The sequence below is a fragment of the Pseudoalteromonas sp. NSLLW218 genome, from assembly GCF_015864775.1.
Classification (GTDB): domain Bacteria; phylum Pseudomonadota; class Gammaproteobacteria; order Enterobacterales; family Alteromonadaceae; genus Pseudoalteromonas.
Genome location: NZ_JADYWO010000009.1, coordinates 11,780 through 23,994 on the forward strand (window position 1 = coordinate 11,780; position 12,215 = coordinate 23,994).

At 39.2% G+C, this 12,215-nt stretch carries 14 protein-coding genes; all 14 read left to right on the forward strand.

Annotated elements, in window-relative coordinates; all coding sequences use genetic code 11:
* The first annotated feature begins 184 nt into the window (after positions 1–184).
* A complete protein-coding gene (locus tag I6E80_RS14540) occupies positions 185–2,977 on the forward strand; it encodes a monovalent cation/H+ antiporter subunit A (protein WP_024598205.1) in 2,793 nt (930 codons plus the stop codon).
* On the forward strand, positions 2,977–3,330 hold the full coding sequence (locus I6E80_RS14545; RefSeq protein WP_024598206.1) for a Na+/H+ antiporter subunit C: 354 nt from the start codon (positions 2,977–2,979) through the stop codon (positions 3,328–3,330). The genes I6E80_RS14540 and I6E80_RS14545 overlap by 1 nt, the downstream gene beginning before the upstream one ends.
* The gene (locus I6E80_RS14550) at positions 3,327–4,844 is read left to right on the forward strand and encodes a monovalent cation/H+ antiporter subunit D (RefSeq protein ID WP_170072132.1); all 1,518 of its coding nucleotides are present in this window, start codon (positions 3,327–3,329) and stop codon (positions 4,842–4,844) included. Before I6E80_RS14545 ends, I6E80_RS14550 begins: the two co-directional genes overlap by 4 nt.
* Positions 4,844–5,380: a Na+/H+ antiporter subunit E gene (locus I6E80_RS14555; RefSeq protein ID WP_024598208.1), complete on the forward strand. Its 537-nt coding sequence runs from the start codon at positions 4,844–4,846 to the stop codon at positions 5,378–5,380. The genes I6E80_RS14550 and I6E80_RS14555 overlap by 1 nt, the downstream gene beginning before the upstream one ends.
* A complete protein-coding gene (locus tag I6E80_RS14560) occupies positions 5,374–5,643 on the forward strand; it encodes a K+/H+ antiporter subunit F (protein ID WP_007378493.1) in 270 nt (89 codons plus the stop codon). Before I6E80_RS14555 ends, I6E80_RS14560 begins: the two co-directional genes overlap by 7 nt.
* Before the next feature lie 9 nt (positions 5,644–5,652).
* Positions 5,653–5,985 (forward strand): Na+/H+ antiporter subunit G, encoded by a 333-nt coding sequence (locus I6E80_RS14565; protein ID WP_182712231.1) that lies wholly within the window; start codon positions 5,653–5,655, stop codon positions 5,983–5,985.
* Positions 5,986–6,114: 129 nt separating this feature from the next.
* Positions 6,115–6,612, forward strand: coding sequence for a DUF2059 domain-containing protein (locus I6E80_RS14570; RefSeq protein WP_197185854.1), 498 nt, complete (start codon positions 6,115–6,117; stop codon positions 6,610–6,612).
* A gap of 682 nt (positions 6,613–7,294) precedes the next feature.
* Positions 7,295–7,738 (forward strand): MerR family transcriptional regulator, encoded by a 444-nt coding sequence (locus tag I6E80_RS14575; RefSeq protein WP_076924803.1) that lies wholly within the window; start codon positions 7,295–7,297, stop codon positions 7,736–7,738.
* The gene (locus tag I6E80_RS14580) at positions 7,728–9,974 is read left to right on the forward strand and encodes a heavy metal translocating P-type ATPase (RefSeq protein ID WP_197185855.1); all 2,247 of its coding nucleotides are present in this window, start codon (positions 7,728–7,730) and stop codon (positions 9,972–9,974) included. The genes I6E80_RS14575 and I6E80_RS14580 overlap by 11 nt, the downstream gene beginning before the upstream one ends.
* A gap of 20 nt (positions 9,975–9,994) precedes the next feature.
* Positions 9,995–10,348 (forward strand): cupredoxin domain-containing protein, encoded by a 354-nt coding sequence (locus I6E80_RS14585; protein WP_197185856.1) that lies wholly within the window; start codon positions 9,995–9,997, stop codon positions 10,346–10,348.
* A gap of 70 nt (positions 10,349–10,418) precedes the next feature.
* Positions 10,419–10,634: a TIGR02450 family Trp-rich protein gene (locus tag I6E80_RS14590; RefSeq protein ID WP_007585532.1), complete on the forward strand. Its 216-nt coding sequence runs from the start codon at positions 10,419–10,421 to the stop codon at positions 10,632–10,634.
* A gap of 616 nt (positions 10,635–11,250) precedes the next feature.
* Positions 11,251–11,463: a calmodulin gene (locus I6E80_RS14595; protein ID WP_024605574.1), complete on the forward strand. Its 213-nt coding sequence runs from the start codon at positions 11,251–11,253 to the stop codon at positions 11,461–11,463.
* Between the two features lie 170 nt (positions 11,464–11,633).
* Positions 11,634–11,840, forward strand: coding sequence for a calmodulin (locus I6E80_RS14600; RefSeq protein WP_076924806.1), 207 nt, complete (start codon positions 11,634–11,636; stop codon positions 11,838–11,840).
* Positions 11,841–11,920: 80 nt separating this feature from the next.
* Positions 11,921–12,136 (forward strand): EF-hand domain-containing protein, encoded by a 216-nt coding sequence (locus I6E80_RS14605; protein ID WP_076924807.1) that lies wholly within the window; start codon positions 11,921–11,923, stop codon positions 12,134–12,136.
* The last annotated feature ends 79 nt before the right edge of the window (positions 12,137–12,215 follow it).

Consider the following 12,215-nt stretch of genomic DNA (forward strand, 5'->3'; position numbering starts at 1 on the left):
GCTTAATAAATTGTTAGTTATTGTTTGAAAAATGTCCATATAGAACCGCTTTTTATAGACAAAATAAGTGTTTTTCAGTATAACTATAGTCATTAATGTCGTTTAAAAACAGGCAGTAAAAGCATCACTTAGTATTAAAAAAGAGATGCCCTGATAAACTTATGATTATAAAAGGCCCTACATTATGACTTTGCTCTGGATACCCTTGTTATCCTTAATTGGCAGTGTTATTTCTGCATGCACAGGTAAGTTATCCCGTAATTTAAGCACTAGTTTAACGGCTCTTGCGCCTTTGACTGCTTTGGGGATTACTCTATACCATGCACCTGCAGTTTTAGCGGGCGAAACAATTCGTTATTCTTTAGCTTGGATCCCGTCAATAGGACTCGACTTATCTCTGCGGTTAGACGGTCTTAGTTTATTGTTTATGTTTATGATTTTAGGCATAGGCCTGCTCGTTATCCTCTACACGCGTTACTACCTCAGTGCTAACGATTCAATGGCTAAGTTATATAGTTACTTAATGCTATTTATGACCGCAATGCTTGGCATTGTTATGTCTAATAATGTTATCCAATTGTGGCTGTTTTGGGAATTAACGAGTATAAGTTCATTTTTATTAATTAGTTTTTGGTGGCATAAGTCAGAAGCGCGTAAGGGCGCACGCATGGCGCTTGCAGTAACAGGGGCGGGTGGCTTAGCACTACTTGCTGGCTTAATGTTATTAGGAGACATTGTTGGTAGTTACGACCTAGATGTTATTTTAGCAAGCAAAGCAATCATTCAATCTCACGATTTATACGAAGTAGCATTGGTATTGGTACTATTAGGTGCGTTTACCAAATCGGCACAATTTCCATTTCATTTTTGGCTTCCTCATGCAATGGCAGCACCTACTCCAGTAAGTGCGTATTTACATTCTGCAACTATGGTAAAAGCCGGTATATTTTTGTTAGCGCGTTTTCATCCTGCTTTAGCTGGCACGGATACTTGGTTTTTACTTGTAGGGTTAACAGGTTTAGCAACGCTATTGTTTGGTGCATACATAGCATTATTCAAACACGATTTAAAAGGATTGTTAGCCTATTCAACAATAAGCCACTTAGGTTTAATAACGCTGCTATTAGGACTTGATACTGAGCTTGCGACCGTTGCTGCTATTTTCCATATAATTAATCATGCAACCTTTAAGGCATCGTTATTTATGGCAGTTGGTATTATTGATCATGAAACGGGCACGCGTGATATGCGTAAATTAAATGGCATGTGGCGATACTTACCTTACACAGCAACACTTGCAATGGTCGCGGCAGCGGCAATGGCTGGCGTTCCGCTACTTAATGGTTTCTTATCGAAAGAAATGTTCTTTGCAGAAACACTGCATCAACAAGTGCTTGGTTCTATGTCGTGGTTAATTCCAGTATTGGCAACTGTTGCAGGTGCTTTCGCTGTAGCGTACTCAGCCCGCTTTATTCACGACGTATTTTTTAATGGCGACCCGATTGATTTACCTCGAACGCCTCATGAACCACCACGTTATATGCGTGTACCAATAGAAATACTCGTTGTGATTTGTTTATTAGTGGGCATGTTCCCGCACTTTACAATTGACGGTATTTTATCTGCGGCATCTTTAGCTGTACTTGGAAAAGAAATGCCAGTGTACGAATTAGCTATCTGGCATGGGTTTAACTTACCTCTACTTATGAGTGCAATGGCGATTGCTGGCGGCTTATTTATTTACATTAATCGTAAATATCTATTTCAATTTCAAGCATCACTACCACCTCTCAATGCTAAAAAAACCTTTGAACGTGTAATTTTAAGTATCGTTGCTTGGTGTCAATCAAAGGTAAATAGTACAGAAAATGGTTCCCTACAGCGCTATCTTGTAATTATGTTAGCAGTAGTACTACTGTGTGCGGGTTGGCCATTATTTGAAATGCAACAGCTTGCCGGTAGCATGCCACTTACGCCGGTTGATGTGCACAATGCAATTGGAGCTGGCTTGTTGATTATTGGTGCACTTGCTACCGTTATTTGGCATCGCTCTCGAATGGTATCGTTGTTAATGCTCTCAATTGTAGGGTTAATGGTGTCGGTTGTATTTACACGTTTTTCTGCACCTGATTTAGCACTTACACAACTAACCGTTGAGGTTGTTACTATTATTTTACTTATGCTGGCATTGTTTTTTTTACCGCAGCATACGCCAAAAGAATCAAGTTCGTTACGCGTACTTCGAGACTTAGGCATAGCCTCTACGCTAGGTGTAGTTATAGCGAGTATTTGTTATGCATTACTTACACGTCCATTAGATTCAATTTCAGACTTCTTTATTGCTAACGCTAAGATTGGTGGCGGTGGTACTAACGTAGTTAACGTTATTTTGGTCGACTTTAGGGGCTTTGATACGCTTGGCGAAATTACCGTATTAGGTATTGCCGCATTAGGTATATTTAAAGTACTTTCTCGAATCCCATTATTTATGCCTGCAAGTGACAGTGAAGGGCGCCCATGGGCTAAAGAGCGTCACCCAATATTACTGGCGAGTATTTCACAAAGTTTATTGCCGCTTGCCTTATTGGTTTCTGCGTATATTTTCTTACGTGGGCATAACTTACCTGGTGGTGGTTTTATTGCTGGGTTAGTAACATCAATCGCGTTTATTTTGCAATACATGGCGCATGGTACGGCATGGATTAACGAACGTTTTGATGTTAATTATCGCAAAATTATAGCTTCAGGCATTGGTATTTCTTTGTTTACAGGTGTGGGTAGTTGGTTCTTTGATAAGCCATTTTTAACAACTTGGTTTGACTACTTTGATATTCCGTTTGTCGGTAAAACAGAGCTTGCCAGCGCGATTGCATTTGACCTAGGTGTTTACTTAACAGTTGTAGGCGCTACGTTAATGATTTTAGCAAGCTTAGGTAATATGACAGCAGATACCCAGAAAAAAGAGGTAAATATTTAATGGAATTATTGTACGCATCTTGCGTTGGAGTATTGGTCAGTTGCGGTGTGTTTTTATTGCTGAGAGCTCGTACATTCCCTGTAGTACTTGGGCTTACTATGATTTCATACGCTGTTAACTTATTTTTGTTTTCAGCAGGTCGTCTCACTATTAATAAAGCAGTAGTGCTTGGCACAGGATCAGATTATGCAGATCCTCTACCTCAAGCTTTAGTGCTTACCGCTATTGTAATCGGCTTTGCGATGACCGCATTTGTGGTTATTTTGGCAATACGTGGGCGCGCCGATTTAGGTAGTGACCATGTTGATGGTTATGTGCCTAATACCTCTGCAGATAATAAGGAGCAAAAATGATCCAACATTTAGCTTCGCTACCTATTTTATTACCTATGCTGACGGCAGTTATTTTATTACTGCCGCCGTGTGGTAAAAGCGTCAAAATTCGCCGCTTAGTTTCAATTGTAATGGCAATAGCTACTTTTGCCATTAGTGTGCTTTTACTGGTACATATTAATAATACGGGTATTAATGTTTACGCTATTGGTAATTGGTCTGCACCATTTGGGATAGTCTTAGTTGCTGATATGTTATCTACCTTATTAGTTACGTTAACTTCACTTTTAGGTTTGGGCGCTATTTTATATGGTAGTGCTGGCGATGATGAAAAGGGCAGCTTTTATCATCCACTTGTCCACTTTTTAATATTGGGTGTAAATGGCGCGTTTTTAACGGGCGATTTATTTAACCTATTTGTATTTTTTGAAGTGTTACTGATTGCATCCTATGCATTGTTAATGCATGCAGGTGATAAACAAAACACTCGTGCTGCACTGCAATATGTAATATTGAATTTAGTTGGCTCAAGCGTGTTTTTAATCGGTTTGGGTATCTTGTACGGTGTACTTGGTACGCTTAATATTGCAGATATGGCGCAAAAAGTATCCGAGCTTACGGGCGATGATGTATACCTAGCAAAGGCTGGTGGTTTATTACTACTCATTGTATTTGCATTAAAGGGCGCATTATTACCTCTGCATTTATGGCTTCCAAATACGTATTCAAGCGCTAAACCTGTGGTTGCTGCATTATTTGCGATTATGACCAAAGTAGGCGTTTACGCTATGCTTCGTGTTTACACTGTGATATTTGGCGAACAAGCAGGGGCGCTTGAACATATGGCGCAGCCTTGGCTTTGGGGCTTAGCAATTGCCACGATTATAGTGGGTGCTATTGGTGTTATGGCAGCGCAAGACTTACGTAAACTCACTTCTAACTTAGTATTGGTATCAGTGGGAACGTTGGTTGCGCTAATCGCATTACAAAATGTAAATGCCACTGCTGCACTTTTATATTATTTAGTTCATTCAACACTTGTTAGTGCCGCACTATTTTTATTAGCAGATTTAGTTTCAATCCAGCGCGGTAAAGTTGGCGACAGGCTAGTAGCAGGTCGCTGCGTTAAACAACCATTTTTATTAGGTGTGTGCTTTATTGTTGCGGCTTTAACAGTAGTTGGTATGCCGCCACTATCAGGCTTTGTAGGTAAAATTTGGATACTTAAAGCCACATTAAATAGTGAGCAAGCTTTACTATTTTGGCCTGTATATTTAGTAACAAGCTTTGCGTTATTAGTAGCGCTTTCGCGTGCTGGCACGACCTTATTTTGGGAGCATAAAAGTAAAAAAAGCGAAAACGCAGATAGTGCAAATGCACACCCGTTGCAGGTAACTGTAATTATAGGTTTACTTGCTTGTTCGCCATTGCTAGTTATTTTTGGCGGGCCAATAAGTGACTACATGCTAGGTGCTGCTACTCAGTTACATGATATAAGCGGCGGTATTAATGCTGTACTTAAAGGAGGCATGTGATGAGATTACAAGCCCGTTTTCGTTGGTTACCAACACCATTTCGTAGCCTGTTTTTGTTTATGGTATGGTTATTGTTAAATAATAGCGTGTCGGTAGGACACTTAGTGCTAGCGACTATTTTTGCTATATTTATACCCCTATTAAGCTTTTCACTTCGCGAACCTCAACCGCTTATTTTAAGGCCTGGACTAGCATTAAAGCAGTTACTTATAGTGCTTTACGATATTATTGTTGCGAATCTACAGGTGGCTTTGCTTATACTTGGGCCATCTAAAAACTTACGCCCGGCCTTTATAAAAGTACCGATTGATTTAACTCATGATATGCCAATTACTATATTGGCCAGTAGTGTATCGCTTACACCCGGTACAGTGAGCGCAGAGGTTTATCCAATTGCAGAATCGTTACCTGAAGGTGAAGAGCCAACACAACGTTACTTACTAATACATGTGCTTGACCTTAAAGATGAAGAAGCACTTATCAAACAAATAAAACAACGCTACGAAGCTCCACTGAAGGAGATATTTCAATGTTAGACACCGTATTACTCATTGTTTTTTCGATGATTGGCTTATCATTATTGCTTAATTTATGGCGATTGATTATTGGTCCGTCAGTGCCTGACCGTGTTTTAGCGCTCGATACAATGTACATAAATGTTATTGCACTGATTATTTTATACAGTATAAGTATGGACACAGGGCTTTACTTTGAAGCAGCACTGCTTATTGCCATGCTTGGTTTTATAAGTACAGTTGCAGTGTGTAAGTATTTACTACGCGGCGATATAATTGAATAAGGTGAAAACATGATCAGCGAATGGGTTGTATCAATACTATTGTTATTTGGTGGTACGTTTATTTTAATTGGCTCGATAGGCTTAATTAAACTGCCTGACTTTTTTATGCGTTTGCATGGACCAACGAAGGCAACAACGTTGGGTATGGCAAGTATGTTAATCGCAGCTATGGTTTATTTTGTAAATTCAGGCCATGGACTCAGTGTTAGAGAAATACTCATTACTATATTTTTACTAATTACGGCGCCGATTAGTGGTTACATGCTAATAAAATCAGCTATTCATCATAAGCTAAAAGCTAAAGAAGGCACTAAAGGTCTCGGTAATGTAGAGGACGATTAACGCAAATGCGCACTAATAAAAGGCCGAATAAACGCGATTTATTCGGCTTTTTAATGATTACCTGTCCCCTTTACAATACTAATTAATCATGTGACTATAAAACAATTATTTATATTAAAGGATATTATTATGGGTAAGGTACTACTTTTATCATTACTGATTTTTTCTAGCAGTTTATATGCTGAGAAAAATACAAAACAGCAAAAAATAGATGAACTTATTAGTGTAATGAACTTAGATTCAATGGTTGATTCTATGTACGGCCAGGTTGAAGGTATGATGAAAGGTATGTCTGATCAAATGGGTGTTAAGCCTTCTGAACAGGCAATTTTTGATAAATACTATGGTGACATGACGACGGTATTAAAAACCGAAATGAGCTGGGCCAAAATGCAGCCGATGATGATTAGCGTGTACGACAAACATTTTAGTGAGCAAGAGATTGCTGATATGTTAGCATTTTATAAGACAGATACCGGGCAAAAAATACTTGAAAAAATGCCTGTTGTAATGCAAGAGTCTATGCAAATGTCTCAAAGCTTAATGAAAGATGCCATGCCTAAAATACAAACTTTAGCGCAGCAGCTAAGCGACGAATTAGAGCAAAGCCGTAGCGAATCAAACTAGGGCATGTAGATCTTTGTGGATTGAATTTATTCAATCCAAGGAAGATTAAATTGCGGCGCGAGGTTTGTAACCTAGTGGGCTCGGTAACTGCTCCTGCGTTATACATCCATGTAAGAATAAGCAAAAACCGAGCAAAGCTTCCGCGTCCTGCTCACGCCCCTGATCTTCATCCATGTAGGCAACAAAGAGTTAATCGTCCCTAGAGGGAACCCAAAGGGCAGCGCATGTTTGGTATTAATGCTGCGTTATCGCCTACTTATGGGGAATAACCACATAAATAGGCTCTGCCTTGCCTAAAGACCAAACAGTCTGCTGTAAGTTAAACCACTAATGTTCAACAGGCCCTTAGATTAATACGCGCCTTACTTAGGCGCTTCTCTCCTGAATTCACCCCTCCTGATAATACGCGCCGGTATCAGCTTAAGTTAATTCTGTTTGTGTCATTATGCCGATGATCAATAATACTTAATCATTTTGATATACGAGTGCGTGGAAGCAAGGCAATTAGTGATAACAACTAAATAATAAAATCTTTGCCTTGTTATCAACACGATTTTATTCTCTCAAACAGGTCACTTAATTAAGTGAATTGGTATTATTTTATTAGCTTTAAAATAGTCATTGACCTATGTGTTGCACCTAGGTTTATTATGAAGCCACTGAAACACGACGGAGCCAAATTATGTATGTTAAACAACTCGCCAAGTTAATGGGCGTGACTGCCGATACTGTTCGTCATTACACGCGTGTTGGGTTACTTAATCCAATACGCAGTGAAGAAAATGGCTATCAAGAATATACAAAGCAAGACCAGCAGCGTTTAAAGTTTATTATTAGCTCTCGTCAACTTGGTTTTTCACTCAAAGATATTCAACACATTATAGGCGAGTCAGAGCAGGGAAATTGTCCTTGTCCTTTAACACGCAAACTCATTACTAAACGCCTAGAAGAAACCGAAGCACTATTTCAAGAAACATTAAAGCTACGAAACAGAATGCATGCAGCCCTTGAGCAATGGGATACATCAGCCGATGGTGCAAATGCCAGTGACGTGTGTAGTTTAATAGAATCTTTTGTTGATCCAATAAACGATTCCGTAAATAAGGAGCAGCGTAATGACGACTAATACAAAAGACACCGCGCAAAACTTTATTATTGAAGGCGCTAATTGCGGCAGTTGTGTAGCCAAAATTGAAAAAGCCCTTAATAGCGTGCAAGGTGCGCAAAACGTGGAAATGAACTTTGCTGAGCGTACTGTACGCGTAGAAGGTAAAGCCGACGAAAGTACGCTTATTAAAGCAGTCGAAAACATTGGTTATTCAGCCAAACCGATGAGTAACGAGTCTGATCAAGATGCACTTGATGAAAAAGCAAAGTCGGACGATGCACATTACAAAAAGCTAATGCGTAATATGATATTAGCGTTAGGAGTCGGTGCGCCGTTAATGATATACGGGCTTATTTTTGACATGAGTGTGACCACCGACACACAACGAATAGCATGGTTTTTAGTGGGTATAGTCACGCTTGTGGTTATGGCTATATCAGGTAAACAATTTTACAACGGTGCATGGCAGGCATTCAAAAACCATGCTGCCAATATGGATACATTAATAGCGCTTGGTACAGGTACTGCGTGGTTGTATTCAATGTTTGTGGTAATAGCACCAAACTTATTACCACAAGTCGCAAGACACGTATATTTTGAAGCATCATCGATGATCATCGGTTTAATTAGTTTAGGGCTCGCTTTTGAAGTAAAAGCACGTGGGCGCACCTCACAAGCAATTAAACGCTTAATTGGCCTGCAACCAAAAACTGCACGCGTAATTCGTGGTGGCGAAGAGCAAGACATCGACATTAGTGATGTTGTAAAAAATGATGAAGTACGCGTACGCCCGGGTGAAAAAATCCCTGTGGATGGCGATGTTATTGAAGGCAGTAGTACAGTTGATGAGTCAATGCTTACTGGTGAGCCAATGGCCGTCCGCAAAAAAACGGGCGATAAAGTTGTTGCCGGAAGTATAAATAAAAGTGGTACTTTATTATTTAAAGCCACTCACATTGGTAGCGAAACCACACTTGCCAATATTATCAATATGGTAAAGCGTGCACAAAACTCTAAGCCATCAATAGGGCGCTTAGCTGATGTTATATCAGGAATATTTGTACCAACAGTTATGATTATTGCGGTACTTGCAGGGCTTGCATGGTTAAACTTTGGACCTGAGCCATCAATTGCTTATGCCGTTGTTGCAGTAACTACGGTACTTATTATTGCTTGTCCTTGTGCGTTAGGACTCGCAACCCCTATGTCGGTTATGGTGGGGATTGGTAAAGCCGCTGAGTCAGGAATATTAATTCGAAATGGTGAGTCGCTACAAACGACATCTAAAATCACCACCATGATTTTAGATAAAACAGGCACCATTACTCAAGGCACACCGCAAGTTACCGATGTAGTTACCTTTAACAACAGTGATGAAAATACAGTCATGCAACTTGTTGCAAGCCTGGAAAGTAGCTCAGAGCATCCACTGGCTGAAGCAATTACTGCATACGCTAAAAAGCAGGGCTTAACTTTAAGTAAAGTAGCCGATTTTGATGCAATTACAGGTAAAGGTGTAATTGGCAGTGTTGACGGGCAAACATTGTTGTTTGGTAATAAAGCGCTAATGGATAAATACGATGTAGCCGTTGATGATGCAACCGAGCAAGCTCAAACACTTGCCAGTGATGCTAAAACGCCCATGTATTTTGCAGGTAATAATAAGCTCCAAGCTATTATTGCAGTAGCAGATCCTATCAAGGAGGATTCAGTTGAAGCTATTAAACGCCTGCAAGATAAAGGAATCCACTTAGTTATGCTAACAGGTGACAACAAAGCCACTGCACAAGCCGTTGCTAAGCAAGTTGGTATTGATGACTTTATTGCAGAAGTAATGCCCGGTGACAAAGTAAACGAAGTAACAAAGCGCCAAGCAAACGGTGAAATAGTGGGTATGACAGGTGACGGTATTAACGATGCCCCCGCACTTGCGCAAGCCGATGTAGGGTTTGCAATTGGCACAGGTACCGATGTTGCAATAGAAAGTGCAGACATTACCTTAATGCGTGGTTCGTTACATGGTCTTGCTGATGCAATTGCAGTGAGTAATGCAACTATTTCAAATATTAAACAAAACCTATTTGGTGCCTTTATTTATAACGTGGCGGGTATTCCTATTGCAGCCGGCGTGTTGTATCCATTTTTTGGAATACTACTAAACCCTGTTGTTGCAGGTGCAGCTATGGCACTTTCATCGCTTACAGTGGTAAGTAACGCTAATCGCTTACGTTTTTTCAAACCAAATAAATCGTAATTTAAGCTAAGGAGTACATTATGTTGATGATTAATATAGGTGGTGCACTGTTAATAGCCGCAATTATTTATTGGTTTTGGCTATACAAACCAGAGCAAACACAAAGTGATGACAACAAAGTAACGATAGTTGTTGATAACGGTGTTTATAAGCCAGGACACATTAAAGTGGCAGTCAACAAAGAGGTTGTACTTACCTTTGATAGAAAAGACAGCGCACCGTGCGCCGAAACAGTGGTATTTCCCCAGCTTGATATAAGTAAAACTCTAGCAATGGGTGATGGCAATACAGTTAAACTACCTGCGCTTGAAGCCGGTGAGTATGACTTTCATTGCCAAATGCAAATGTATAAGGGCAAGCTAGTTGCTCAGTAACCTGAACTAAGTGGGTGTTGGGGTCGTATAGTTGCCTTATAAAAGTTACTAGTAAGAGTCGCTATATTAAATGAATAAATTAAACCCTAAAAAATTATTGAATAGTAAATGGACCGCAACACCTTCTATAAATAAAGAAAAACACTTCATTATTGTTGAGGTGGAATTTGATGAAGACGGTAATGTAATTGAATGTATTACTGAGGCTGTTATGTCAAAAAATCAATATCCAATTAGTTGGCGAGATTTAAAAGATAACCAAAAGTGGCTACAAGGGTGGAAGTAGTTTAAATCTATGTAATTTTACCTCTCTCTAATAGCGGCACTTTTGCAGATAGCTGATACACGATGTAGGTTTGCTTAACTCAAGCGAACCTATATTTTACGGCGCATTAAGTTATGAACTCAATGCTATAACTTAGCTCATATGGCACATTCTTCCTGAGAAATTCGCCATTTGGCAACAAAACAGTTAATTTCAAAATATCCTTTCAAAGTTTTTATAATAAATCTCAAAATTAATGTAACTAACTAGTTATAAAGGAATTAATTTTTTAATAGATGTGAATAAATCCTAAGCTACTTCCATGTTCATATTCAGTTTATTTTGAGGGCTAACCCAAACGCCCCCCTTATTGGCTTTTTAGCAAAAATGTGTCTTTTTAATTAAACTTAACCAATTGATTTATAGTGGTTTATTTTTTTTAGTTAAATGGCTGTTGCTAAATAGCAACAATAACACCTCCCCAAATTAAGCTTCTTTCGTTTTATATCGTTTAACTCATTGTTTTCAAATAATAAATAAAAAGTGGCACCGAAGTTGTAATACCTAGAGTGTATTAAGCAAAACGTGATGAAAGCCAAAGGCCTTAATCGCAACAACCCAATGAAGGAATACTATTATGAAAACATTTCAATCAACACTAGTACTAATGGCGCTAGCTTCTTCATCAGCGGCTTTTGCAGCAACAGATTTTGATACGCTAGACGTAGACGGTAATGGCGCAATTAGCCAAGCCGAAGCATCAGTAGATGCTGAGCTTTTAAGCAAATTTGAAGAACTCGATACAAACCAAGATGGTGAGTTATCAGAAGACGAGTTCTCTGAGGCCTAATTTCAGAGCCTTAAGTAGTTAATGCTCTGTGATGTAATCTAAATTCTGAGTTGCCAAAGACAACCTAAATAGGCAAGGGAGCCTATTAAAAAGAATAACAAGGATGTGCCTAGAGAGCACTATAGAGCAAATTTATATCAGGACATCGCATACTATTGAAGGATTATATTATGAAAAAGCTACAATCAACACTTGTACTTATGGCTATTGTTTCTTCATCAGTCGTATTTGCAAACACAAACTTTGAAACTCTAGACACAACCGACAATGCCCCAGATAGTCAGGCTGTAGAGTCGGTGCAAGTGAAAGAGCAATTTGACGAGCTAAATGTTCAAAGTAGCGGTGGTCCGACAGAAAATGATTTTTTTGAATATTAATTTATAAACACTTTACTCCTAAAGGATCTTTGAAAAGGACTTCTTACCTCCAATCAGGCTCAAAGCCTAAGGAAACGATTATGAAAACATTACACAAAACTCTAGCACTTGTAGCCCTAGCTTCTTCTTCAGCAGCGTTTGCTGCGGTAGATTTTGATTCTTTTGATGCTGATGGCGACGGCGTAATTAGTAAAACAGAAGCTCAAGTCAACTCGCAGCTAGTACAGCTTTTTGATCAATTAGATGCAGACGGAAATGGCGAGCTATCTAAAGAAGAGTTTTCGAAGGTTCAGTAACAGGCTCTAGATTTGAGTCGGGTTTAAACCTTATTAATCATACTCACAAAGCAGCTAAGTAATTAATACTTAGCTGCTT